The sequence below is a fragment of the Halogranum roseipondis genome (assembly GCF_059695585.1).
Map to the genome: position 1 here is coordinate 427,564 of NZ_JBUEED010000008.1, position 25,003 is coordinate 452,566.

A 25,003-nucleotide genomic window follows, 5' to 3' on the forward strand; every position below is an offset into this window, starting at 1 on the left:
GATTTGACGGTCTATCCCGACGCCGTCTGTCTATTCAACACAGCACATCTAGCACGTCACTCGACGACGACACCCTCCTCGAGAAAGCGAGCAACGCTTCGAACGGGGCGAAGTTCGACCGCCTGTGGAACGGCTCAACCAGTGGCTACGACAGTAACTCGGAAGCGGACATGGCGCTGTGTTGCATGCTGGCCTTTTGGAGCGGCGGCGACACGACCCAAATGGACCAGTTGTTCCGCCAGTCAGGGTTGATCCGCGAGAAGTGGGACGAAGTGCACTACGCCGACGGATCGACGTACGGCGAGAAGACCATCGAGCGTGCCATCGAACGGACCGCAGAGTTCTACGAGCCACGGGCGAGAGTAGAGGCCGAGAGAGACGTATCTGCCACCAGCGATGGCAATGACGCCGACAACACGCGTAGTCGAGCATACCTCGTGGAGAAAAATCGGTTGCTGCGAGAGCGTGTGAACAGCCTCGAAGCAACGCTCGACAAGCGAGAGGAGCGTATCGAGGAACTTGAAGCAAAGGTCAAGCGTCTCGGTAATGCCGAGAGGACACAGACTAACCAGTCTGACGTCGGCGACGACGGTCATCCAGAAGCGACTGGTGACGAGGGAGAGTCAGAGACGACGTCGCTGTGGGGACGGACAAAACGATTACTCGGGACAGACGCCGAGTAACTCTATGGTTGACTGAATGGCTAAGTAGTACTGATTGTTGCTCTCTGGGGGCTGTGAGAAGAGTTTGTCTCCCCCAGAAGGGCGTAGGAGTCTTCAAACAAGCCCATGAGTGATGAATACGAATTAGCTGCCCAGACCCAACGACAAATCGTAACACAAGATCCACAGAACCGAGGTTCCGACGCATCTAACCACCTCGAACCAGAGTATCAAAGTACATGACTGGAATCGAGCTTCGTGACGGGAGGTTAGTCGTCGAACGACCCCCAAACGAACTAGACGAGTTGGCGATCTCCTTCTCTCGACTCCTTGCTGACCTCGACATCGACCACGTCTTCATTTCCGGCTACGTTGCGATTTTAGCGGGACGCTCCCGTGCCACCCAAGACATTGATGTTCTCCTTGAGCGTCTCGATGAGTCAACTATCGAACGTCTCGTCGATCGATTGAAAGCCGAGGATTTCTGGGGTGCTTCGATGCCCCTTGATGACATGTACACGATGCTCTCCAATGACGACAACATCTGGGTTGCACCCGAGGGCGAGGTGATTCCCCATCTGGAGGTGAAGTTCGTCGACGACGAGTTCGACCGTGCATCACTCGACAATTCAATCACTGCAGAGATTGGCACTGCAGCACTTCCAATTGGACCGTTGGAACTGCAAATCGCCTATAAACTGTATCTGAGCGATAAAACGTCATTCGAAGATGCGGTGCATCTGTACACCCTTTTCGGAGAAAGCCTTAGGCAGTCGGAACTCGAACACTGGGTTGAACGACTTGCTGTGGAGGATAAATATGAGCGACTCAAACGTGCGTGACAGACTCGATGCGAAACATGAACGGAACGATAAGCAGCGCATTGAGTCGATCAAACGGTGGGCGTCGTATGTCGAGTCAGCACCGCCTGAGGAGTGGGGTCCACAGCTCAACAAACTGGTGAACGCACAAGTTCAATCAGCACGTGACTCCCAACTCCCAGCCGAACACTATCGGCGCGTCTCTGAGGCAGCGCAGACAGACGAGTAACTGACGACACTCAGCGTAAAACCGGATTGGGTGTGTCATCATTCTTGAGATGCCCTTTGCAGAGAGCAAGCGAGACAAGAACATATGACTCTGAGAGACAACTCCATTAGTCTGTGAGGCAAACAGACTCGCGTATCTCATGAGTGACCCGCCGTCAGTGGACTTCGTTGCTGAGTGGGAGGCCGCACTCGAGCGCCGGACGACGGTCGAAAAGATATACGACGTCGCCCTCCAGCTCAGAGAACCACTGCGTGTCGCTGACATCGCAGACCGAGCAGGCGTCACGCCCGATACCGCTCGAAAGTACCTCCGCTTCCTCACAGAACTTGGCGTGGTGAAGAACCCGAGCGACGACCCAACCACCTACGAGCGTAACGATGCCTATTTCGAGTGGCGACGAATCGAGCGGCTCCGAACCGAACACACAGTCGAGGAACTCCAAGCACGCGCCCGTGAATTGACTGGCCGAATCGCAGACTACGAAGCAGCATACGACGCGTCGACACCGGCAGCCGTTGACGCTGTCACTGTTGCAGAGGCGAGTGGTGACCGGACAATCGACGACGTGTACAGTGACCTCCGTGATTGGGCGAGTGCTCGAGAGGAGCGGAAGCTTACTGAACGGGCTCGCCTGCAACGCAGTCGCGCCGAAAATCAACAATGAGATCCGTTGAGTCAGCTGCCATCGACGACTCCCTCCCAGTTGAGACGCTTCGAGGGGTTCTTCGAGAGCACTCGGTGCAGTGTGCACTTTGCTTCGGTTCCTACGCGACAGCAACAACCCATCCAACGAGCGACATCGACATTGCGGTCGAGTTAGAAACGACTCAGCGTGAGAACCCGGCGTACAATGACGCGTTCTTCAGTCTGAGCGCAGACCTCAGCGAGGCACTCGAAAGGGATGACGTAGACCTCGTCGATATCCACAGCCTCTCACCAGGCGTTGCTGCATCGGTCTTCGGGGAGGGAATTCTCCTTGTTGGCGACCTGGAGCACGCCGAAGAGCTTCGGCGGCGTGTGACCGACAGATCATCCGATACACGGTCGCCACGCGAACGCTTCGACGACACACTCGCGAAGATTGATGCGCATCTCAGCGGGTCCAGTGGTCCAGCATCCGAGGAACACGACCGACAGCGATGACGATGGGGTGTCGTCCCCGCCACGGGATGTCGTTAAGATTTGTTTCACCGTCTAGTTCACTATGAATCTCCCCAAGCCCTCTCTGCTCGGTGTTGCTCGTGGCGCCGGTGTGCTCGCGTGGCTCAGCGGCGGGTACGGGTTCTTGTTCATGCTGGGCGCATTCGGCCCCGTCTCATGCTGGACGACGCAGACGGCTACCGAGAGCGCCGGCGGAGAGTCCACCACTGTGGTTACTCGGGGTTGTGAAGCAGGGATCGACTATCTCTTCGGGAGCACAGGCGGCAATGCCCCGGTCCTGTTCGGCTGGGCTATGGTGCTCATCGGACTCGTCGCCGTTGGCGGAGCTGCTGCGTGGCTCGGCTATCGACACATCATCTGGGCGACCGTAGCCATCGGGACGAGTATCTCAATTCTCGGTATGCTGAGCATCGGATGGTTCTTCGTGCTTCCAACGCTGTGCTTGCTAGTTGCCGCGATTGCGCTCACCGTCCAGGCCCGCCGAGAGCGAGCTGGGAGACGCCCAACGGTGGTCTGAAGATCCAAGACGGTAAGGCTGCAAATTCTACATCAGGAACGTGAGCCGACTTCGGTTCCCGGTGTGAACTCGGTCAACTCCTCGATTCGGCGTTCGAGTGCCTCCACTTCCTCGCGTAACTGCTCGGCTTCTGGGTCATCACTTGCGGTGAGGCGGTCTTTCAGCCCTTGCAGTCGCGTTTGCTTGTGTTCGTCGTCGACGTCGGCTTTCCGGACGTACGCACGCTCTTCGATATCGTACACCGCCGACTCCGAAAGGTCGGTCACGTCGAGTGCGTCGTCGACTTTCCCGCGGTCGACACCCAACACCTGTTCGCGAGGGACACCCGCATTTTCGAGGGCACGCAACACGTCCTCGTCATCCTTGAGAGTCCGATTACGTCGCGTTGTTCGTTGGACGGACCCGTACTGACCGTGGACGGGTTGATCGTGATGGAGTCGGTCAAGGAGGAGTTCCCGGACCGACTGACGGAGATCACCAGCGTTGCGCTGGACGTCTGAACACAGCGTGTAGAGATTGATGAGCACCGGCGTCTCACACTCGGCGAGTGCTGTTGGGTCGTGCCGTTCGAGCGCGTCGATGAGAAGCAGCATATCCGCATAGACGTCGAGATCGGGTTCGACGCGCTCGCTGTTGTCGGTTGCAGCAGGGCGACTTTCGACCAACTGTGAACTCGTCGGGTCGTCGGTTTCAGTAATCGTCCCCGCTCGCTCGTCGCACTCGTAGCGTGGATGGAGACTCAATACTGCCGCGTACGGTTCGGCATCGGGTGGAAGTCGGCTCAAGTCGAACGTGCCACCGACCTCCTCGATTCGCTCGGCAAGTGTCGCGAACTGGTCGCGCTGCAGCGGCTGTGAGTCACCGGAGTCGACGAACTCGATAACGACACGGTGTGCTTGGCTGTCGGTAATGCGGAATCGCTTCTCCGTGAGCGGCGTCACGAGTGTCGACCCAGCGGGAAGTGCGTCGCACTCCTCGAGGAGCGTGTGCCAACTCCCAGTGAATGGCATACGTGACACTTGCCGTCCGGCGATAAAACGTCTCGGCTCGCTTTCGACGACGAGGAGAATTCTGGTGCTCTGGGAGCGTTTCCCCGTGTGAAGATCGATCGACTACGACGTCTCATGCTCGCCCGAAAGCTTCGGAAACGGTGGAGTCTGTCGTCGGTGTTGCAGAGCAGTGTTAACCAACAAAAACTCGTGTAGGTCCGGGTCTGTTGGTTAATAGGACGACGACTTCTCAGCGTCTCAGTTTCGAGCGCTCGAGTGGGTCAACCAGTGAGTCGAAGCCCATCCGTCGCTTCGTAGAGATAGCCTTTCAGCAACAGCTGTTCGAGGAGGTCGTGTGCCTCGGGCCGCTCGAAGCCACCTGCAGTGAGAATATCGACAGCTGCGTCGTGTGTAATCGTCTCCTCGTCATCGACACCCTGCATGATGAGTCCAAGTGCAGCTTCTTGTGATGGCGTCAGCGGAGTCGACGAGTTCTGCATTATCTCAGATACTGTCAGCGACCACCGAGACTGTTGGGGTTGTGTTGGCTTCTCCTTCTCACAGTGTCAATCCCATGCCTTTTCTGAGTCCAAGCGAGCAAACCGAGGCATCAACCGTCTCGCGCAGTTCAAACCCTTTGTACTCTAAGAACAAGACTGATATAATGGCTATTGTAACGTTCGGTACATGCCCTCCATGACACGCCGTGGTGCCCTCGGCGTCTTAGCCGGCGCCGTCGGCGGCATCGCTGGCTGTGCCGGTCTCCGTGGTGAGGGGTCGTCCCCAATTCAGCGGTCGTGGCATACGGGGATTCGAGAACCCTCGTCCGTCGCCATGACCGACGCTGGTCACCTCATTGCCGGCTCGCACAGTCCGTTCCGCGATCGACCGATCGTTGCCGGCCTAGATATCCAGACCGGAGAAACCACCTGGGCTGTGACGGTCGTGAAAGGCGAAAAATCACCCATCGGTGTCGGTGATGGGCGGGCCTACGCCATCTCGAAAGCCGAAACGATGGTCGCCGTCGATGCTGCCACGGGTGACACCGTCTGGCAGCGCCGGCTCGCGCCAATCGACGATGCCGACCCTGGCGTCGTCGAGTTTGCCCCAATTCCACTCGGTGACCGCATCGTGGTCCCCATCTCCGGTACTGAGGATGACGTGCCAGACCGGTTAGTCGGCGTCGCTCGTGCAGACGGGAAGACGCTTTTTACCCACCCCTTGCCCGCGTCGCTGTCGGGTGCTCCCGGCGCGACGTCTGATGGTGTGGTTGCACCCCTGGTCGACGGCCGTGTGCTCTTCGTCGACCGGACCGGGGCAGTCGAATGGACTCGGGAGATCGGTGCTGCGCTGTCAGCCGTTGGGGCCGCTGATGGGACCGCATACCTCGGTGCTGCCACAGAGGAACTGCTGGCACTGGACACTGCGACCGGAAGCGTCGACTGGCGCGGTTCGCTGGCCAACACCGTGTTCGCACGACCGTTGGTGACCGACAACCGAGTGTACGTCGGCGGCGCTGACTACACCCTCCGGGCGTTCGACACGGTCTCGGGCCAGCAGTTGTGGCGCGATGACCTCGGGAACGCCGTAACCCATGGGCCGATGCAGGTCGGCGACCGACTAGTAACGCTAGTTGGTGGGAACCACCACATTCGTGGTCCAAGCGGCACCATCCCGTTCAGCCCAACCGTGCTCTACGTCCACGAGCAGGACGGCACGCGTGTCCGGGAAGTCCCGCTTGATGGCAGACCCTTCGATGATGGCGGCAGCGTCGAGTGGGCACAGGCGGCTGGCGGGACCGTCTATCTGGGACAAGCGTACGGTCTGACACGGGTCGCCCCGGAGGCGATCACCGATGCGTGAACCCGACACCGCTGGCGATGCGGACGACTCCCCACAGGACGCGAGCAGGCGACAAGACAGCCGGAACTGGTCGCGCCGTCGGGCACTCGCGTCACTCGCATCAGCAGGGACGCTCGCGCTGGCGGGGTGTAGCCTGCAGTCGGTGACGCCCGGTGTGCAACCGCTCTGGGAGCGCGAGTTCTCGACCGCCGTGGCCGCGGGCCCACCAGCCGCGACTGACGAGCACGTCGTCGTCGGTGGACAGGATAAGCGACTCCACGCGTTCACGGCTGACGGGGACCGGGCCTTTACCGTCGAAACCGGTGGTCCAATCGAGGCACGACCAGCTGTTCCGGCATCCGGCGGACCAGTCCACGTCCACAGCACCGACGGAGACCTCTACACGGTTGGGCTGTCGGGGACAGAATTATGGCACGTGGAGGGACAGGCCCGGAACAGATGGCTCGGTCGGCAGGGCTCGCTACTGGTCGGCATCGACCCGGTCAGAGAGACGGTCACCGGCTACGATGCACGCGACGGCTCATCTCGCTTCCAGCAGTCGGGCCGGACGTATCCGTACCCCACACTCAGTAAGTCGGCCTGTATCGTTCCTGTGACGAACTCAAACGGGGACAGAAAGCTGGTTACGCTCGCTCCGACGACCGGCGAGGTGCTGTGGGAGTCGCCCGCTCGCGACGGCTATCCCTACGTCGTGGCTACCGGTGACCGGGCCGTGACGGTCCACAATTCCACCGTCCGGATGCGCCGGGCCCGCGATGGGCATGTCCTGTGGGAGACATCGGTGGCCGGCGAGGTGACCAGCCACTTTGGGCCACCGCTCTGGCTTGGTGAGCATGTCTACGTGCGGGCTGGCCGTGACGATCGCTCAGACGAACTCGTCGCTATTGATCGCGATGATGGATCCATTCTGTGGCGTCGGAGCGTCGGGTACGAACTCGAGACCGTGACGACGACCCCAGAGAGTGTGTTCGTTGCGAGCTCAGTCGATGACCCCGACGGTGGCATCCTCGTTCGGCTGGATGCCTTCGCCCTTGATGGCACCCGGCGATGGCAGACGACGACCGACATCGCGATCGGCGGGACGGTCGAGACGCTGGAGCGTGTCGGTGACATCCTCGTGGTGGCCAGCGACAACGAACTCGCCGCCTACAATCCTGCCAGCGGGTCGCGTCGGTGGCAACACGATCCAGATTCTTACCGGATCGGCGTATCAGCGACCGAGGACGAGTTGTACGTTTCCTACCGTGACACCGGTGGCCTGGCGCGGCTCCCAACTGGGTGACTAGGCGGTATCGGCTCTCGTCGTTTCTCGGTCGGAGTGGGAGTTGTCCTGCCAGGCTTCGGCATCGACTCCCCTGTGAGAGTGGATAACGATGGAGTAAATGGCTGCTAGAGGGTCATCCAGCTGGAAGATGCAGTGAATACTACCACGAAAGCCCCCAAACGCTCGCCGACCGCGATTCGCTGCGCGCCTCGTTCCTGCGGTGCTTGCGTCGCCGGGGCACGCCGATCGTCCGACCCCTTTCAGTCCCACCCGGTGTAGAGTGGTCAGCGTCGCTGCCTCACTGTCTGTCAGATGTGACGATTCGGTACGCCCGCTCGCCGTCCGTTCGGCCGGCCGCCTGCGCTCGGCTCACGCTGTTCGCCTCGGCACGCCGCGGGACTCCCGGTGGTCGTCCCGCGCGTCGTTCGCTTCTCCCGAAGCGCCAGCGGGTTAGTCAGTCGACGCCTGCGCTCCAGTCGGTGCTCGTCGTCGACAAGACTAACTCCGCTGGCCACTCGGACCGGCCTCCCCGGCGCGCGTGCTTGACTGTGGAGCCTTCCGTGAGCGCTCTCGCTCGCGCCCCAGGGGGCGCTCACGAAGGCGCGAGCGAGAGCGCAGAGACGGGTCTGTCGGGTGACGGTGTGAGAAGTCCGCGATGTAGAGGCATCGCGGTGTCGGGCGCGTGAGCGCCTTCAGGAACGTGTGAGTTCCAATGTCAAGTAACAACGCAACCAGTAATGTAGTTTCGGTCGATGAACAGGCGTTCGAGAAACAAAACGAAGCAGCGGTCGACGAGGACGGCTTCGAGGTCGTCGATGAGACGCCGGAGTTCAGAGCGACGGTGCAGATGGAAGTGCAAGCGAAGGTGGACGCAAACCACCCGGATGGAATCGTCGATACCGATGACGAACGGATCTACGGGGCAACCCTCGAACAGGAAGAGCGCATTCGGGGCCGTGAGGAAGAACTGGAGCGCATCAGTGCCAGAGCGACGTTCGGAACGCAGGACGGGCGGGAAGAGCGGTCGCGAGACGTGGCGGCAAAGCGAAGTGTGGAGCGACGGACGGCGTTCCAGAAGCGAGCGGCGAGCGTGGATGAGTGGGCCGACCCCGAGCGAGCTGATCCGCGTGAAGAGCTGACTCAGGAGCAGTTGGCGGCGGTGAACACCCAGGCAGTCCGATTGAGCGAGAAACTCGATGGCTGGTCGCGAGCGGCGATTGGGCGGCGACTCGGTGAGGCTGTGGTCGGTGGCAAGGACATGATGAGCGCGGTCGTCAGCGTGTTTGAGGAGTTGCAGACGGCGCCGGGACAGGTGGTTCCCCTCGGGAAGCTCGAGGACGTCAATCGCAAAGAGGTGCGTATTGCGGGGCGTGTCGAGACACTGTGGGTTCCCTCGCATCCCAGCATCGCTCAGGTCGGACTCATCGCGGACGACAGTGGAAAAACCAGAGTGACGGTCTGGAAGGCGTCGAACGCTCCATTGATGGACGAGGGCGAGCAGGTGCGCATCGATGGCGCGGCGCGAAACTGGTACGAGGGTCGTGTCTCCCTAGCCGTCACTGGGTGGTCGAGTCTCACCTTCCCCGAGCGCGGTCGGTGGTGGGAATAGCCAGTCATCGGGGCCTTCTTTTTTGCTACGTGCCCGTTCGCCCACTTCCCGCCGCCCCACCCAACCTCCACGTTCCGGGCGGCTCACCAGCCGCCGGGCTTTCGCTATCGTTTCGAACTTGGGGCCTCCGTGTGCAGCCGACAACCGAGTCCGACCATAAAATTCAAGTATATTTGTTGATTATATTCATAGAACAAACCAAACCCATCCCAAGAGCAACAGACCATCTCGAATAATCTCTGTAATAAGAATAATTTCCGATTATAGCGGGTAGAGGAACCCCGTATGGAATAGATATCAGGACGAATACTAAGAAAGAAAAATGTCGGTGAATAATCAGGGAGATTAATCATATTAGGAATACCTACACTAAGCCGCTGTAGACAGATTAAATTGGATATTGATGCCTTGGAATAGGTAGTTGAGAGTAGATTAGATATTGTGATTGAATTGACCACCGAAGGTGAGACATTACAGTACTACATATGTAATTGACGCATATGGACCCCAAAGTAGTCTGGGGGCCGACACATCAGCTCACGTTCGCTGGGAGCGAACGGTGAGAATTCGGTTTGGTGATGAAGTCTAATTCGTAGGACGGGAAGGTGATGAAGGTGGAACAGAGTCGCGGGAGAATTAGGATCATTCAGTCCGCGTTCGCGAGACGTGGACAGTGGTTATATCAGCGCTTACTCCGAAGCAGAAAAGATGTCCTTCGTATAATGCCCAAAAATGAGTTTGAAGCACAGTCACCGGAGGGCCAATTTGTTTTACACAACAAGAAAGTAGGAAAACCAAATTAGAACTCGAATAAGGCTATTTTTCGCCGCATTGAGTCAGAGGCACTAATAAGATCGGAGACGGGCTGCTCGAATAGCCACCTGATAGCTTGTTCGCTCCTCGGAAATCGAGCACGATATTGAGTTCACAGCACTTTCGTAGTTGGGAATTCGCAAATCGACGAAAACAGTCAATAAAACCCTTCGGGGACGTGTGAGCCGTCCTGATGGGGATCCCTCGAGTTGAGCGAGAATTTGACCTCAATGAAGTTCTTCGTCTGGCGGATTAGTTCAGGCAGTTCTTCTTCGAAGCGGTCGTCAGTCAGTAGAGACTTCGGTCCCGAAATGGCGACTGCTCCGAGGACGTCGTCTTCTGGAGAGAGAATCGGTGAACCGACGCCGCGGACACCCTGAACGTTTTCTTCATCTTCAAACGCGATTCCTCGTTCACGGATCGTAGCTAGTTCGGACTCGAGTTGATCGAGATCCGTCAGAGTCTGCTCTGTCTTCTTCTCTAACCCACTTTGGAGTGCCCGGTATCGGTTTGCCTCGGGAAGTTCCGCAAGAATCGCCTTTCCAGCCGCAGTACTGTGAATTGAGACGCGCTGGCCGAACTTCACGTCAGCAGCCACTGAGTTGTCTCCTTCCGCAGTGTAGATGCAGTATGCGCCATCGTTCTCCATTGCCGCGAGATACACACAGTCTTTGCACTTCTGTGCGAGTTTGTCGATTTCCGGGGCACCAACGTTGTAGAAGAGACTACTATTCTTGACGAACTCGCCGTCAGAAATGAATTTAAATCCGAGTCGGTACTCACCCCGAAGCTTCGTGATGTAGCCCGCTTTGACTAAAGTGGTCAGTTGCTTGTGAACGCCACTCTTCGACATCCCGAGATAGTTCGCGAGTTCTGTGACGCCTGCACCGTTTAGTTCTCGCAGCGCCCGAATGATACTGAACGCCCGCTCAACCGCTTCGACGGTGTTGACGGGGTCAGATTCGCTTTTCATCCTTCTTTGTAATCTATTATCGACTTACTTAGCTATTTGGGAGGCAGTTCCCTAGTGAGATTCGACGAGAGTGCCCGCGAGACGACAGCTGTCTGTTATCCCATGAACTCAAGAAGTACTTCTGCCAACTCGTCGGGACACTCCTCAGCCAGTTGATGACCCCACTCGAGAGTCTCTCCGGTCACATCGTTCGCTACATAATTCATCTGCCGCTCGACTTCCTCGCCAATGAAATGCGTGCTTCCGACGGCCAAGACAGGCATCTCCAACTTGTCTTCCGTCATCGTCTCAAAGAAGGCCGCGTTTTCGAAGGGATGCCGATAGACTTCGAGCATGTTCTGCAGCCCTCCTGGCTGGGAGAACGAGCGGACGTACTCCTCGATGGCATGATCCGGTACGGCAGCCGGGTCATGACATTCGATTTTGAAGAAATGCTCGAAGTAACGCCGTTCTTTGCCACTGATAAGCATCTCGGGGAAATCGGGGACTGCGTAGAAGTTGATGTGCCAGAGCCAACGCTGATTTCCAACGTTCTCCTCTGTGAGGAACGACCAGTCTTGCAAGCCGAAGCCATCCATTATCATCTCGAGAAACGCCAGTTTCTCCACCTGGTCGGGATACTGTGCCGCCAAGGCAAGTCCGGTCGTCGCACCCCAGTCTTCTCCGACAACTCGGTACGTTTCATGCCCAAGTTCATTCATAAGCTTTGCCACATCATCTCCCATCGTTTTCATATCGTGGCCGTTACGGGCAATCTCAGAATCTCCGAAACCACGTAGGTCAGGAACAACGACGGTATACTCGTGACTCAGAAGAGGGACGACCTTGCGCCAGTAGTAGGATGTCTTCGGGACGCCGTGAAGAAGTACCAGCGGATCGCCAGAGCCCGCTGTGTAGTAATGAAGTCGAACTCCGTTAATGCGCTCTTTTCCGTGGGTGACTCTCTCTCCGTTGTGATCGGTGATTTCCTGTCTCATGGGTTGGTTACGCTCATGTACCGTCTGGCTGGTCCACTCTCATATTCCACTTAGTCGAGACGTCAGGGGGTCGACTTCAAGTGTTCCAGTAGTTCTGTACGGTACTATGCTACAGTGAACCATACTATATAATAAAAGTGTCGGTGAGAACAGTGTCGGACATGCATACCTAGCTTGGAGACGTTCGCCAAACCAAGGTTAGAGATAGAATCACTTGGAAGCTGAATAAAAAAGGAACAATTAACGAGGTGAGCTCACCACAACAACTAATAGACGAACCGACTATCGGTAAACGTAAGAACATGGATCATATCAGAGTGGATAGTCCTGTGGGGAGGGGGCCGAACGGTGAATCCCCCGCGCTCCCCGAAGTTGTCTCCTTGTCGGAGTCACAGATCACCGAGTTGAAAAACGGGGACTACTCGGTCGCCATCGTCTTTCACTATCTGAAGACAGCCTGGACGCGACTGCAGTTGAAGGGGTTGGAGACCCGATTCGACGAATTGGGAATCACGCTCGACAGCGTCAGCGGGGCGGAATTCGACGCGAGCGTCCAATCTGACATCCTCAACTCTGTCGCTCTATCCGATGCGGATGCACTCGTTTCGATTCCAGTGGATACAGTTGCGACCTCCAAAGCGTACCGAGAAGTCGCAGATGCAGGCATCGACATCGTCTTCATGGACAACGTTCCCGCCGGATTCGCTCCAGGCGACGATTACGCAGGGATGGTTTCATCGGACAACGAGGGTGTTGGCATCGTCGCTGGACGATTCCTGAAGGAGTTCGTCAAGGAGGGAACCGTCGGTCTCGTTGAGCACAATGCTCCCTTCTACGTTACCGAACAGCGAGAGGTCGGTGCACGGTCCGTACTCGAAGACACAGCCGACATCTCAGTTGTCGCAGAGACCGGGTTCACTCACCCTGATGAAGTCTACGACCGCGCACACGATATTCTGACGTCATACCCCGACCTCGACGGGTTGTTCGTGAGCTGGGACGACCCACCGGGGATGCAAGCAGCAGCAGCTGCAACAGACCTCGGACGCGACGACTTGATCATTACTGCAACCGACTTTACGACGAAGACGGCAGAGATGATTGCACAGGATGGAATCATCAAGGCTGTAGGCGCACAGTTCCCCTACCAACAGGGCCGCATCGAAGCGGACATGGTTGGGCAGGCACTCCTCGGCAACGAGACACCGCCGTACATCGCGTCGGGCTCACTGCCGGTCTATCGCGGCAACCTCCTCGAACAGTATTTGGAACATTATCAGGAAACCCCACCAGAATCGGTAACGGCGTTCTTCGAGGAAACTGAACTAACGCAAAAGTAGAGCGTACGTCAGTCGCATTTTACTTTATTCTCTAAAGACGAATTTTTCGAGATGGTTCCATCGCTCGTCAAAAATCGGCTACTTCGGAGGTTGAAAGTCGAGGTTACGGCGTGAAGATAACCTTCTGCGTCTCGTGGTTGTCGAATTTTTTGAACGCCTCTTGTACACTCTCCTCTTCAAGTGGGTATTCGTGGGAGATGATTTTCTCAGCCTGCTCGTTGCCAATCTTCTCAACGATGAACTCCGCGATCTCCGGCCACTCGTGCGTCCGGAAATACCACGATCCCATGTAGTTGACCTTCTTGTGAATGAGGTCCTCACTGGGATTGAGTGTGACCTCGTCCGTCTCACCGATTTGGGCGAACGTGCCGTGCTTCTTAACGAGGTTGAAGCCCATCTCGATTCCGGGTTGAGCGCCAGAGCAATCGACGACGACATCGAGACCGCGTCCGTTGGTGATTTCGTCGACACGTGCTTCAGGGTTCTCCTCACTCGGATCGACCGCGTACTTTGCGCCGAGTTCGAGTCCTTTCTCGCGGCGGTGATCGACGAGCTCGAACGCAACGACATCGGCACCCATCGCGTCGGCGTTGAGGACACCTGCAAGCCCCATCGGACCAAGGCCGATGATACCAACAGTGTCGGTACCACTAACATTACACTCGTTGAGCGTGCTATAGAGATTTCCGAGTGCATCCGTCGCAACGGCTCCGACCCCCATACTCATCTCGTCGGGCATCAGGTGGCAGGTTGACGCCGGGGTAACCAGCTCTTCGGCATCGCCTCCGTGCCGATCGAAACCGAGAATTTCTACGTCGGGACAGAGGTTCGGCTCACCTTGCTGGCAGTACTCGCAGTGACCACAGCCCGCAAAGCAGTTAATAGCGACACGGTCGCCCACTGATAGGTGGTCGACATTGTCACCAACCTCGGAGATGGTTCCGGCCGGTTCGTGGCCGGGAACGACCTCACCAGCAGGCTTACTTCCGACGAGTGGGTTTCCGTTATAGAGACTCATATCGCTACGACAGAGGGCTGCAGCGCCAATCTCGACACGAACTTCGTTTGTTCCCAGGGACGCGCGGTCCCAGTTCTGTACGTACGCTTCCTTATCTCCGGGGAGTACTACGCCTTTCATAGACGTTCACACTTAGCTATAGTCGCCACTAATATAAAACTATTGACATATTCATTACCATTCGAAAAACAATCACCCGACGATGGAAGCGAAAGAGAGGTAAGTCAGTCAGCGGTTTTCGCGCGACCCATCATCATTCCCACAAGTTCGTCCTCAGTCACGTCGGTGAGGTCTTCAACGCCGACGAGTCGGCCCGACGCCAGGATTGCGGCTCGGTCGGCGACGTCAAACACTGCCTCGAGGTTGTGACTGATCAGAATAATAGTGACGTCCTGGTCATTGAGGCGCTTAATGAGGTCAAGTACACGCTGAGTTGCATCCAACGAGAGAGCGCTGGTTGGCTCATCGAGAATGACGATGTCTGGGTTGGATTGAAGCGCACGTGCGATGGCGACACTCTGCTGTTCACCTCCGGAGAAGTTCCTGACCTCGCTACGTGAATCCAGGTCTAGCTCCAATCGTGAGAGCAGTTCTGTGGCCTCCTCAGCCATCCGGTCGTCGTCGACAAAGCGGAACAGTTGGCCAAGCAGTCCCGAATCCAGTAGCTCGTTGCCAAGGAAGATGTTCTCCGCAATCGTACGATGTGGTGCGATGGCGAGGTCCTGATAGACGGTTTCAATACCGCGCTCCTCGGCATCGTTGTAATCGTTCAATTCGGCCGGTTCGCCCCGAACGTAGACGGTACCGCTTGTCTGTTTGAGGACGCCACTGATGATTTTGATAAGCGTCGACTTGCCAGCACCGTTGTCGCCGACCAGTGCCAATACCTCGTTCTCCTCGATACCGAACGATACGTCCTCTAGAGCCTGTATCTGCCCAAACTGCTTGGAGATGTTTTCCAAGCGAATCACCTCACTCATAACCAATCACCGTCCTCGTCTTTGGTGCGAAGCGCGACAGCAGCGATGATGACAAGTCCGCGGATGAGTTGTTGCCAACTCGATCCGTAGCCAAGCAGGACGAGTCCGTTGTCAATAACGCTGATGAGGAGCGCACCGAGCAACGTTCCGACGATCGTCCCCCGGCCGCCAAACAACGACGTTCCACCGATGATAACGGCGGCGATGACGGCGAGTTCGATGCCGCTTCCCATCCCCGGGCGGGCGACACCGAGGCGACCAATGAATAACAATCCAGCAACAGCTGCAGCGACGCCAGCGATGGATAGCGTCAGTATCTTCACTCGGTCGGTATCGATACCAGAGTATCGTGCCGCCTGCTCGGAGTCGCCGGTGGCGTACACGTGCCGGCCGACACGAGTCTTCCAGAGCGCGATACCAGCGATAATTGAGAGCACAAGCGCCCAGAGGATGAGAGTCGGGATCGGACCGACACTCCCGCCGAACGTTGACGCGAATGCCTCGCTTCTGACGATGATGGGCTCCTGTTGCGAGACAATGAACGCACTGCCGCGGGCGATGCCTAACGTACCGATGGTGACGATGAACGACGGAATGCCAAAGCGAACAGTAGCCAAGCCGTTGAAGAATCCGAACATGAGTCCCACCGCCAATCCGGCTAGTACACCGGCGACCGGCCCAACAGCATTGATCGTGAGGGCTGCCACGACGCCGCTTATCGCCATTACGCCTCCGATGGAGACATCGATTTCGGCACTGATAATGACGTAGGTCATACCCAGTCCGAGTACGATAACGATTGCCGTTTGCCGGATGATGTTGACAAAGTTTCCTACGGAGAGGAACACTGGACTCGTGACGGCGAAGAAGGCTGCGAGGAGAACGATCGCCCCGGACAATAGGACGAGTTCACTGACGCTATCTAACGTGTCGCTGATGGCGTGTTGGATGTCTGTAGTTGATTTCGTAGACATATTTATCAGGTTTAATCACCGAATCATTCGAAGTGCTTCGTGACTTCCTCAGGCGGTTGCTTGCGGAGTATCTTGGGATACATCTCGAGAAGATTCTGTTCTGCAACGGCTGGCGAGGGAACCCCAACGTACGGAGATGTCTCGTTGCCGATTAAGGCGTGGGCCATCATGTTCACCTCCGTAATCCCTTGCTGGAAGGGCTGTTGAGACCCAACGCCCTTGAGTGGAGTGTCTTCAGCAAGGAGTACCGCACTCCGTGTTCCCAAATCACAAGACGTGACTGGAATATCCATATTCTGTTCGTTAAGCGCTTGGATAGCCTGCGCTCCAGGTGGGCTGACCCACGGAGCCCAGAGTCCAGCCGCGTCGGGGTTCGCCGTCAGTGCATTCTGGGCGAGTGAGAGTACCTTTCCTGAGTCGGTGAATCCGTACTCCTTAAGCTCGTAATTATCGTTGGATTTGAGGACGTTCGTGAACCCTTTCTCTCGTTCGTCGACGACGTAGAAGGGTACGTCGAATTTGATGACGATGATTTTTCCCGAGTCGGCAAGTGCCTCCATCATTCGACCACTGATAGTTCCCATAGCTCGGTTGTCAGCAGCGACAAGCCCTGCGTAATCACTGGGATGCTTGAATCCCTCCGGGATGTTATCCATGAAAACGAGCTTCTTCCCTGCCTCACTGACCTCGCGATAGGCATCAACTGTCGCTGCAGTGTCGACCGGAATGGAAAACACACCGTCGACATTGTCTTTCTGTGCCACAGTTTGGAGGACATTACTCTGTTTCTCTGGATCGAAGTCTGGGTAGTGAATCCCAGTGATGTTCATCCCCAGTTCCTTGGTTCGTTTCTTGATAGCTTCGCGTTGAAGCTTCACCCAGGTGTCCCCTTTGTAGTGGAAGACAACTTCGACGTTGAAATTACCATCCTTGACCTTCGCGATCTGATCGTCACTGAGTGACATCGTTTCCATCGGCTCCGGATCAGCACCGTTAGGCCCCTTACCGACGAGGCTATCGGGTTCAATGGTGTCGAGGTCAAACTGTACGTCGTTTGTACTGTTTCCACCGCTACTGCCGCTGCTTCCATTACCCTGGCCTCCAGAAGTACAGCCCGCAAGTCCGGCCCCAATACCGGTTGTACTGATCGCTTTCAGGAACGTCCGACGGCTCTGATTACACCTCATGCTAACACTCTACAAAGCTATCGTTACTGCCACTATTTATAATTATCGCGATCGACAATCCTACCTGAGAAGTTCCGTCATCAGTCAGAGCACCAATTTCCCATAATTCTAGTTATACACCGGGGTGGAGACGCTGTAGGTCTCCGAGATGGTTACCGAGGATTTATTTCAGTGGTGACTGTGACTCTATCACAGGCTGGGCTCCGAGTCACTCAACCAATTACCAATCCTTTCGCCCAGCCTGTCAATCCCACAGAGTGATTTCGTTCAACAGTCTGGGCGGGGCCACCGACCAGTCTGGAAGATGGGAAAGCAATAGGACCAGACACGACGAATGCGACTTCCTCCCAAGGACTTATCATAGATGACGTTACATAGTGAACTGCTATGCCTAGCATAGGCCTTAATACGTGGTTGTACGCTAGTTTCCCGGCATGGACTCCGAGTTACACGCTCGAAGACACCATCCGGAAGATCGACCAGAACGGCTTCGACTCTATCGAATTTGGTGCCGCCTCGCCGCACGCATGGCCGCCATACATGGACGACGAACGTGCAGAAAGCGTTCAGAAAGCGCTCGATGAAACAGGACTAGCTGTCTCATCTATCTGTCCGGCACTCGGTGGAGGCCCTGGACCGAATCCGGCGAGCCCGCTCGAAGTCGAACGAGAAGCCGCACGTGAGCATTATCTTGGCTGCTTGGACGTTGCAGAAATGTTCGACAGCGACATCGTCATCTGGGTTGGTGGATGGCGACTCGCAACCCAGTCATACGACGACGCCTGGGAGAACATGCAGTCAGTGCTCGCAGACGTCGCTGAAGAAGCAGAGCGTCGTGACAAGACCATCGCCGTTGAGGCAACGCCTGCAGACTCGAACCTCATCAACACTCCACAGGACCAGCTACGAGTACTTAATGAAGTCAGTTCGGACAGTCTCGGTGTGATGTTCGACACGTTCCATGCCCACGCCGAGGGTGATTCGCCGACCAGCTACGTCGATGAACTCGCCGACGACCTTGTCCACATTCACCTGTCGGACACCAACCGTCTCCCGCCGGGAAAGGGAGATCTCTCGTTCGAGCCGATGCTCTCTCGGCTGAACGACATCGGCTACGACGGTCACTACACCGTCGAAATCTTCGGTGGGCATCTGGATCCGGACGAGGCAGCTTGGGCCGCACGCGAAAATCTCGAAGCAATGATTGAATGATGGCCACGAACACGCTTTCACTCTCGAACGTTACCAAGATCTACGACGGCGGCGGGGGAATCCTCGCCGTTGACGACCTCTCGCTGACGATTGAAGAAGGGGAGTTTCTCGTCTTCGTCGGCCCGTCCGGCTGTGGCAAATCAACGACGCTTCGGATGATTGCAGGGTTGGAAACCGCCACCGACGGCGAGATTCAACTCGCCGAGACCGATATCACTGACCGCCGTCCGAACGACCGTAACATCGCGATGGTGTTCCAGAACTACGCGCTGTATCCCCACATGACGGTCCGAGAGAACATCTCGTTCGGATTGAAGATGTCGACAACGCTCTCGAACGATGAGATCGATCGACAAGTGACCTCGACTGCCGAACTAATGGGGATCAGCGACCTCCTCGATAAGAAACCAGGGGAGCTCTCGGGGGGTCAACAGCAGCGCGTAGCGCTCGGGCGCGCAATCGTCCGGAAGCCGGCGGTCTTCCTGATGGACGAGCCACTCTCAAACCTCGACGCGAAACTCCGGACAGAGATGCGTATCGAACTTCAGAACCTCCAAGAGAATCTCAACGTTACCACTGTCTACGTGACCCACGACCAGACCGAAGCGATGACGATGGGTGACCGTATCGCCATCCTGAACGATGGCCAGCTTCAGCAGGTCGGCACGCCACTAGAGTGCTACCACCAGCCGGCGAACCAGTTCGTCGCTGGCTTCATCGGCTCACCCTCAATGAACTTCTTCGAGGTGACTCACAGAGACGACGAACTTATCCACGATGGGTTCCGGTATACGCTGCCGGCGGCAGCAGCGAATGCGGTTGCCGACGAATCGGCGACCGTTCTCGGCATCCGTCCGGAAGACATCAAGGTAGTCGACGCCGGTAACGACAACGCAATCAGTGCGACCGTCTCTGTCGTCGAACCGACTGGAGATGCGAACCACGTCTACCTCGACATTGGCGGCCAGCGTGTCGTCGCGAGTCTGCCCGGCGATCAGGTGATTCATTCCGGTGAGACGCTCCACGTTGATTTCCCCGGACGCAAGATTCATTTGTTCGACAGAGAGAACGGGCGGGCGCTTCACACACGCGAAGCACCGACTGACGAAGCCGACCTGCGGGTCTGAGCAGGTCTTTCACTGTCTCTTCTACAAAAAATCTCGATCAGCGAAAGCAGCCGTCGTTACTCCTTGACAGCGCCTTTCGTCAGTCCCGAGATGATGTACTGTTGAGTGGCAAAGAGAAAGACGACCACAGGCAACAGCGTGATGACAAGCCCCGCCGATAGCTCGTTCCACGAGATGTTGTACTGGCCGACGAACTCTGTCGTCGCCACGGGGAGCGTCTTCGCCTCGGTCCGCGTGAGAACCAACGCGAAGAGATACTCGTTCCACGTGAGGATGAAGCTAATAATCGCCGCTGCGGCCATACCAGGCCGGATGAGTGGTAGATAGATATGATAGAATACCTCAATCTCGTTAGCCCCATCGACGAGCGCCGCTTCACCAAGACTGCTGGGGATGTCCTCGATGAAGCCCCGAGTGAACCAGACGATGAGTGGGAGGTTGAACACGGCGTAGATGAGTCCGAGCCAAACGTTGTTGTCGATACCACCGAGCTGCTGGAGCAGGTCGAAGTACGGAATCGTCACGACGATCGGTGGGAGCATGAACAGCGAGAGGAAAAAGAAGCCCAGATGCTCGTCAAGGCCGTAAGGGAAGTCGTACCGAACGAGTCCGTACGTCGCCGGGACGCCGAGTACTAGTGCCAGTGCTACACCGATAACTGTCGAGATGGTACTGTTGAGCAGATAGTCGAAGTAGGCTCCTTCCACCAGGATTGTCTCGTACGCAGCGAGCGTCGGCTGCTGTGGGAACCATACCGGCGGGAGCTGAAACGCCGCCCGCCCGGTCATGAACGACCGGGTGATAATCCAGTAGAGGGGGAAGGCAGCCACGAGTGCAGCGACGACGACGACAGCAATCCCACCGGCACGACCCAGTCGTCTCTGAACCTCCGTCGATTGACTCGTCGCCATATTAGGTCTCCCCCCGAATCCGCGAAAGCACGAGGACGAACAGGTTCCCGATAACGATGATGGCCACGAGGAACAGAACTGACATCGCGGCCGCCTTCGACGAGTTGAGGAACGAGAACGCGTTCTCGTAAATGAGCATGGTCAGGGTTTTGGTTGTCGAACCGGGACCACCACCGGTCATCGCGAATATCTTGTCCCCACCTTTGAAGCTCATGATTAGCAGGATGAGCGTGGAGATTGTGAGCACCGAATACAGTTGGGGTAACACGATGTACCGGAAGCGCTGGAACCAGTTTGCACCGTCCATCATTGCTGCCTCGATCAGGTCCCGAGGAACGCTCTGCAACGCAGCGTAGAGCATGACGAAGGCGAACGGTGTCCACTGCCAGACGTCGGCAATGATCACCGACGCCATAGCGACCCCGGGTGTGCTCAGCCAGACCGGGCCGCTAACGCCGGTGGCTCCGAGCAGATAGTTGATAATCCCGAGCTCCGAATCGAAGAACCAGCGGAACATCAACCCGACGGCGAAGGGTGTCAACACCATCGGCATCAGGAGCAACGTCTGGACGAGGTCACGGTCGCGTGTGAGCTCATCGAACGCAACGGCGACCCCGAGACCGAGAACTATTTTAAGTGTAACAGCTGGAACTGCAAATAAGAGCGTGTTCTTTACCGCGTTCGTGAACGTCACACTATCCAAGACGCTGGCGAAGTTCTGCAGCCCAACAAACGTCCCGCCGACGTCGCTGAAGACGCTCAACCGGAAGAGAAACACCATCGGATAGAGCACCCAGGCGACGGCATAGAGGAAAGCTGGAAGGACGAATAGCCACTTCACCGACCTGTCTTCAAGGATCCACACCCGAAAGCGAGCAAGTCGCTGCCGGATCTGATGGGTGAGGGAGTCACGACTGATCTCGTGCGTAGTCGACATTAGTATCCCTGCTCCTCTAGGAGAGTCCGTGTCTCCTCAGCTGCGTTTTTGAGTGCTGTCTGCTCATCTACGTTCTGCGTCACCGATCGAGTGAGCCATTTCTGCATGATACTCGACCACTCGAAGTAGCCTTTGATTTTCGGCCGGCCGATCCCGTATTGTGTCAGCCCTTCGTACAGTGCTTCGAAGAACTCGGGCGACGTCGGGAACACGTCGTTCTCTGCCTGCGTAAGATGATCGTACGCCGACTGACGGCTTGGCTGTGCGCCGTACTTCGCACGTTCGATCTGTACGTCGGTCTGTGAAAGCCACTTAATGAACTCCCATGCTGCCCGTTTCTTTTTCGAGTTCTTCGGGATGGCGAGCGACCACGTCCCGTAATGAGGTCGGCGGAGTAGTTGGCCTGAGGCCTTCGAACCGGGATACGGCGCGTACCCGACCTTGCCGACGATCTGAGAGCTCTCCGGATCATTTGCCACTCTAGCGGTGCTCGAGAACGCCTGTGCTGTCGCGAGTCGTCCCTGAATGAAGTTCCGCGTTACATTCGTCCAATCCCAGCTGGTCACGCCTTTGGGCGTGTATGGGGCATCAATGAGAGAGTTGTAGTACTTCAGTGAATCGACCCCACCCTCTCCATCGAATACAGGATTCCAACTCTCACTAATACCGAACGGAGCACTTTCGACGTTTTCGCCTTCGAAGAATCGTCCCCCTTGTGCGTAATACATACTTTTCCATTCGACGAAGAGCGACTCGTGTTGCTTCGCCATCATCGCCATTCCGTAGATGTCCTCCTTGGGATTTGTCAGCGTCTGTGCAGCCTCCTCATACTGGCTCAGTGTCTCCGGTGCGTTGAGTCCTGCCTCCTCGTAGAGATCCTTTCGGTAGTAGAGTGTGAGAACGTTCGGCTGGTAGGGAATACCCATGATGTTCTCTGCGTCGAGGTTTAGGTAGTCGTCTGGGGTACCCCAGACGACGGTATCGGTCCAGACACGCTGGAGGAAGTCGTTCGTCTTGAATCCGGAATCAGCGATGACGTCGTTCAGCGGCTGAATCCAATCGTTACTCACGAATGTCGGCCAATATGGGACGTCCACGTCGATAACGTCATAACTGCCCGAACTGCCTTTCAGTGATGTAAACTGCTTCGAGATTAGATCTGAGTACGGCGCTGTCTCGATGTTGACAGAGATACCAGTCTCTTCTTCGAACTGTGGAAGAACCTCCTGTGTCGCAGCCGCCTGTGCGGCTGCATACTCAAGCATATTGATTGTTGTCCCTCTTAGCGAGTTGCTGTCTCGCGCAGTTCCCGTGACATTCTCACCGCTACTTCCATCACTGCCGCTGAGGCATCCTGCTGCGAGGATACTGCCACTCACTGCTGCGGTCTTGAGGAATCGGCGCCGGTTCGCTGTGCTATACGTGGTGGATACAGACTCCGCTGTCTTACTGCCGCTACGGATGGGCATGACCCTACAATACTGGTCTGCATATTTATATCCCCATGTTGGATGAGATCATAGCTTGTGCTCTGTCGTAACACTATGAATGAAGAAAGAATAGGCTGAGGGGGTGATAAGAGCAGCTCGGCTCTGTTCGCACCCGGCGAACAGTATCCATGATCCACCAATAGGTGAGACATTGCTTTCTCAGTTGAATTCCTCTCGCTTGGACCGAGATCTCTGGCGGAAACACGAACAGAAAGCACCGAACACAACGTACAAACAATCATTAGGATTTTGAAAATGAGGTAGTAGAATCAGAACCACAACTATGATTACTGAGGATAATTCACCAGGGGCGAATTCTGTTATTATTGTTGGTTGATGTTTAGCCTTTGGTCGGTATTCTTGGTTCCCATTACACAGCTACGGTTGTAACGATACGTTTGGTTCTAGAAGACTGCCCAATTGTCCTATTAGAGAACGACTTATCCAAGTACCTATATTTATTCGTTACTATATTCTTGGATTTATACGTTAATTTAAGAATAGAGAAGTTACTCGGTGCGGTCTCCCTTTAGCCACGTGCATATTTTTGAAAAGTATACTATGATTTTAAACGGGAGAGTTAGTCAAGTTGTGGAGAGTTTATTATTAATAAGGTTTCGTCTGAAGTACATTGTTAAAGTATAATTGGAAATGTTCATCAGTGAGATAGCGCAACATCTTGTTTCAATATTATTTGTAGTGTAGTAGAAATTATCGAATGATGGAAGACAGTATTGTTTGGAGGCGAGAGCAACTTGTAAATGTGCATTCAGCGAAATTTTGATCTCTCTTCCCAGTATATTCGGATATGGGTATTTTTCTGCCCCTGAGGGGTGAGGGGCGCAGAGAGATTCACAACTTGTCTGGTGTCCCTCGTGAGTACCATGGCAACGAGAGATATCTACGAGACGACCTTCGACGAAGACGTCCAGCATGAGTCCAGTTCGAACACCTGTGCCGAATGCAACGGCCACGTAGCGACCAACGCGGTGGAAACAATGTGTGAAGATTGTGGACTCGTCATCGCAGACCAGCAGATCGACCACGGCCCCGAGTGGCGCTCGTTCGAAGACGACGACAGCAACCGCGAACGGACAGGTGCTCCTCTCACGGCGGCCCGTCATGACCGGGGCTTGTCAACCGAAATCGGGCGTAGAACCGATGGGAAGGGGAGCACACTCTCGGAGTCGAAACGACGTCGGCTCGCCCGACTGCGACGTGAACATAGTCGTGGCCGGTTCCAGTCGAAAGCCGAGCGCAATCTCGCACACGGCTTGGGTGAGATTCAACGAGTTGCGAGCGCTCTCGGACTCGGAGGTTCAGTTCGCAACCAAGCGTGTCAGCTCTTCCGGAGTGCCCAACGCGAGGACCTCTTGTTGGGTCGGTCGATTGAAGCGATAGCCGCCGCCAGCGTCTACGGAGTTTGTCGGTGTCACGGACGGCCAATCACGCGCGATGACCTCGTCGACGTTGCTCGTGTCGACCACTCCGGTGTCACGAACGCGTACAAAACGTTGAACAGAGAACTGGGACTCCCGACACAGCCCGTCGCCCCACAATCGCTACTTCCCAAACTCGCTTCGGAACTCGATGTCGATACACGGGTTCGTCGTCAAGCGCAGAGATTGGCCGAGCGTGCGCATGAGACGTCCATTACGAACGGCTATCAGCCGTCTGGGGTTGCTGCAGCCTGTCTGTATCTCGTCAGTCGTGAACACGGAGAGTCGCTGACACAGACACAGGTTGCTGAAGTCGCTGGAACGACGCCGGCGACACTTCGAGCACGACGTGCAGAGCTCACCGAGCTGATCGGCGGGGAGGTTCAAGTCGCATCGGCGTAGGGGTTCTTCGGGTGAGGACAGCGTCGACAGACAAGACGAGTGCTTTTGTGGCCGAACGCAACCCGAGTGCGATTCGTCGGGTAGTCTCGAGATTGAAATACTAAGGCG

Annotated in this window: 23 protein-coding genes and 1 pseudogene; 13 read left to right on the plus strand and 11 right to left on the minus strand. The window is 56.3% G+C overall.

Translation table 11 applies throughout. From position 1 onward, the window contains the following. Nucleotides 1–44: 44 nt before the first annotated feature. From EOHIBHHM_RS25915 to EOHIBHHM_RS25940, 6 genes and pseudogenes are all read left to right on the plus strand, one after another. Nucleotides 45–683: pseudogene (locus EOHIBHHM_RS25915) on the plus strand (phage NrS-1 polymerase family protein); the annotation flags it as partial. A 218-nt stretch (nucleotides 684–901) separates the two neighbouring features. Beyond that, on the plus strand, nucleotides 902–1,504 hold the full coding sequence (locus EOHIBHHM_RS25920; protein WP_497259084.1) for a hypothetical protein: 603 nt from the start codon (nucleotides 902–904) through the stop codon (nucleotides 1,502–1,504). Next, entirely contained in the window at nucleotides 1,482–1,712 is a 231-nt protein-coding gene (locus tag EOHIBHHM_RS25925; protein WP_497259086.1) for a DUF8150 family protein, read from the plus strand. The genes EOHIBHHM_RS25920 and EOHIBHHM_RS25925 overlap by 23 nt, the downstream gene beginning before the upstream one ends. A gap of 139 nt (nucleotides 1,713–1,851) precedes the next feature. Next, complete coding sequence (locus EOHIBHHM_RS25930) at nucleotides 1,852–2,376, plus strand: DUF7342 family protein (protein ID WP_497259088.1); 525 nt, start codon at nucleotides 1,852–1,854, stop codon at nucleotides 2,374–2,376. Then, the gene (gene mntA, locus EOHIBHHM_RS25935) at nucleotides 2,373–2,855 is read left to right on the plus strand and encodes a type VII toxin-antitoxin system MntA family adenylyltransferase antitoxin (RefSeq protein WP_497259090.1); all 483 of its coding nucleotides are present in this window, start codon (nucleotides 2,373–2,375) and stop codon (nucleotides 2,853–2,855) included. Before EOHIBHHM_RS25930 ends, mntA begins: the two co-directional genes overlap by 4 nt. A 61-nt stretch (nucleotides 2,856–2,916) precedes the next feature. Then, a complete protein-coding gene (locus tag EOHIBHHM_RS25940) occupies nucleotides 2,917–3,390 on the plus strand; it encodes a hypothetical protein (RefSeq protein ID WP_497259092.1) in 474 nt (157 codons plus the stop codon). A gap of 32 nt (nucleotides 3,391–3,422) precedes the next feature. Here the strand turns inward: EOHIBHHM_RS25940 and EOHIBHHM_RS25945 are convergent, their stop codons facing one another. Further along, nucleotides 3,423–4,400 (minus strand): DUF7983 family protein, encoded by a 978-nt coding sequence (locus EOHIBHHM_RS25945; RefSeq protein WP_497259094.1) that lies wholly within the window; start codon nucleotides 4,398–4,400, stop codon nucleotides 3,423–3,425. Between the two features lie 260 nt (nucleotides 4,401–4,660). Next, complete coding sequence (locus tag EOHIBHHM_RS25950) at nucleotides 4,661–4,879, minus strand: hypothetical protein (protein WP_058571186.1); 219 nt, start codon at nucleotides 4,877–4,879, stop codon at nucleotides 4,661–4,663. Between the two features lie 187 nt (nucleotides 4,880–5,066). On the opposite strand from EOHIBHHM_RS25950, the gene EOHIBHHM_RS25955 reads away from it, so the two are divergent. The 3 genes from EOHIBHHM_RS25955 (at nucleotide 5,067) to EOHIBHHM_RS25965 (ending at nucleotide 9,115) form a co-directional block, all read left to right on the plus strand. Beyond that, on the plus strand, nucleotides 5,067–6,242 hold the full coding sequence (locus tag EOHIBHHM_RS25955; protein WP_497259096.1) for an outer membrane protein assembly factor BamB family protein: 1,176 nt from the start codon (nucleotides 5,067–5,069) through the stop codon (nucleotides 6,240–6,242). Next, entirely contained in the window at nucleotides 6,235–7,524 is a 1,290-nt protein-coding gene (locus tag EOHIBHHM_RS25960; RefSeq protein WP_497259098.1) for an outer membrane protein assembly factor BamB family protein, read from the plus strand. Before EOHIBHHM_RS25955 ends, EOHIBHHM_RS25960 begins: the two co-directional genes overlap by 8 nt. Before the next feature lie 694 nt (nucleotides 7,525–8,218). Then, the gene (locus EOHIBHHM_RS25965) at nucleotides 8,219–9,115 is read left to right on the plus strand and encodes an SOSS complex subunit B family protein (protein WP_497259100.1); all 897 of its coding nucleotides are present in this window, start codon (nucleotides 8,219–8,221) and stop codon (nucleotides 9,113–9,115) included. A 970-nt stretch (nucleotides 9,116–10,085) separates the two neighbouring features. On the opposite strand, the gene EOHIBHHM_RS25970 is transcribed toward EOHIBHHM_RS25965, so the two are convergent. After that, nucleotides 10,086–10,901 (minus strand): IclR family transcriptional regulator, encoded by an 816-nt coding sequence (locus EOHIBHHM_RS25970; RefSeq protein ID WP_497259102.1) that lies wholly within the window; start codon nucleotides 10,899–10,901, stop codon nucleotides 10,086–10,088. A 95-nt stretch (nucleotides 10,902–10,996) separates the two neighbouring features. Then, nucleotides 10,997–11,878 (minus strand): alpha/beta fold hydrolase, encoded by an 882-nt coding sequence (locus EOHIBHHM_RS25975; protein WP_497259104.1) that lies wholly within the window; start codon nucleotides 11,876–11,878, stop codon nucleotides 10,997–10,999. Nucleotides 11,879–12,126: 248 nt separating this feature from the next. Here EOHIBHHM_RS25975 and EOHIBHHM_RS25980 point away from each other — a divergent pair, with 248 nt between their 5' ends. Next, a complete protein-coding gene (locus tag EOHIBHHM_RS25980) occupies nucleotides 12,127–13,218 on the plus strand; it encodes a substrate-binding domain-containing protein (RefSeq protein WP_497259106.1) in 1,092 nt (363 codons plus the stop codon). 103 nt (nucleotides 13,219–13,321) lie between these two features. On the opposite strand, the gene EOHIBHHM_RS25985 is transcribed toward EOHIBHHM_RS25980, so the two are convergent. The 4 genes from EOHIBHHM_RS25985 to EOHIBHHM_RS26000 all read right to left on the minus strand — a co-directional run bounded on the left by EOHIBHHM_RS25985 (nucleotide 13,322) and on the right by EOHIBHHM_RS26000 (nucleotide 17,377). Continuing rightward, a complete protein-coding gene (locus EOHIBHHM_RS25985) occupies nucleotides 13,322–14,356 on the minus strand; it encodes a zinc-dependent alcohol dehydrogenase (protein WP_497259108.1) in 1,035 nt (344 codons plus the stop codon). A gap of 104 nt (nucleotides 14,357–14,460) precedes the next feature. Next, nucleotides 14,461–15,216 carry an ATP-binding cassette domain-containing protein gene (locus EOHIBHHM_RS25990; protein ID WP_497259110.1) on the minus strand — a complete coding sequence of 252 codons (756 nt, stop codon included), beginning with the start codon at nucleotides 15,214–15,216 and terminating at the stop codon, nucleotides 14,461–14,463. Then, nucleotides 15,213–16,190: an ABC transporter permease gene (locus tag EOHIBHHM_RS25995; RefSeq protein WP_497259112.1), complete on the minus strand. Its 978-nt coding sequence runs from the start codon at nucleotides 16,188–16,190 to the stop codon at nucleotides 15,213–15,215. The genes EOHIBHHM_RS25990 and EOHIBHHM_RS25995 overlap by 4 nt, the downstream gene beginning before the upstream one ends. 23 nt (nucleotides 16,191–16,213) lie before the next feature. After that, a complete protein-coding gene (locus EOHIBHHM_RS26000; RefSeq protein ID WP_497259114.1) occupies nucleotides 16,214–17,377 on the minus strand; it encodes a substrate-binding domain-containing protein in 1,164 nt (387 codons plus the stop codon). A 387-nt stretch (nucleotides 17,378–17,764) separates the two neighbouring features. Between EOHIBHHM_RS26000 and EOHIBHHM_RS26005 the strand changes: the two genes are divergently transcribed. Both EOHIBHHM_RS26005 and EOHIBHHM_RS26010 read left to right on the plus strand, forming a co-directional pair. Beyond that, nucleotides 17,765–18,589, plus strand: a complete 825-nt coding sequence (locus EOHIBHHM_RS26005; protein WP_497259116.1) for a sugar phosphate isomerase/epimerase family protein — start codon at nucleotides 17,765–17,767, stop codon at nucleotides 18,587–18,589. Next, nucleotides 18,586–19,716: an ABC transporter ATP-binding protein gene (locus EOHIBHHM_RS26010; protein ID WP_497259118.1), complete on the plus strand. Its 1,131-nt coding sequence runs from the start codon at nucleotides 18,586–18,588 to the stop codon at nucleotides 19,714–19,716. The genes EOHIBHHM_RS26005 and EOHIBHHM_RS26010 overlap by 4 nt, the downstream gene beginning before the upstream one ends. A 56-nt stretch (nucleotides 19,717–19,772) precedes the next feature. On the opposite strand, the gene EOHIBHHM_RS26015 is transcribed toward EOHIBHHM_RS26010, so the two are convergent. The 3 genes from EOHIBHHM_RS26015 to EOHIBHHM_RS26025 form a co-directional block, all read right to left on the minus strand. Further along, nucleotides 19,773–20,546, minus strand: a complete 774-nt coding sequence (locus EOHIBHHM_RS26015; RefSeq protein ID WP_497259120.1) for a carbohydrate ABC transporter permease — start codon at nucleotides 20,544–20,546, stop codon at nucleotides 19,773–19,775. A gap of 82 nt (nucleotides 20,547–20,628) precedes the next feature. After that, nucleotides 20,629–21,564 (minus strand): carbohydrate ABC transporter permease, encoded by a 936-nt coding sequence (locus tag EOHIBHHM_RS26020; protein WP_497259122.1) that lies wholly within the window; start codon nucleotides 21,562–21,564, stop codon nucleotides 20,629–20,631. Then, nucleotides 21,564–23,033, minus strand: coding sequence for an ABC transporter substrate-binding protein (locus EOHIBHHM_RS26025; RefSeq protein WP_497259124.1), 1,470 nt, complete (start codon nucleotides 23,031–23,033; stop codon nucleotides 21,564–21,566). The genes EOHIBHHM_RS26020 and EOHIBHHM_RS26025 overlap by 1 nt, the downstream gene beginning before the upstream one ends. Nucleotides 23,034–23,938: 905 nt before the next feature. Here EOHIBHHM_RS26025 and EOHIBHHM_RS26030 point away from each other — a divergent pair. Beyond that, nucleotides 23,939–24,895 (plus strand): transcription initiation factor IIB, encoded by a 957-nt coding sequence (locus EOHIBHHM_RS26030; RefSeq protein WP_497259126.1) that lies wholly within the window; start codon nucleotides 23,939–23,941, stop codon nucleotides 24,893–24,895. The last annotated feature ends 108 nt before the right edge of the window (nucleotides 24,896–25,003 follow it).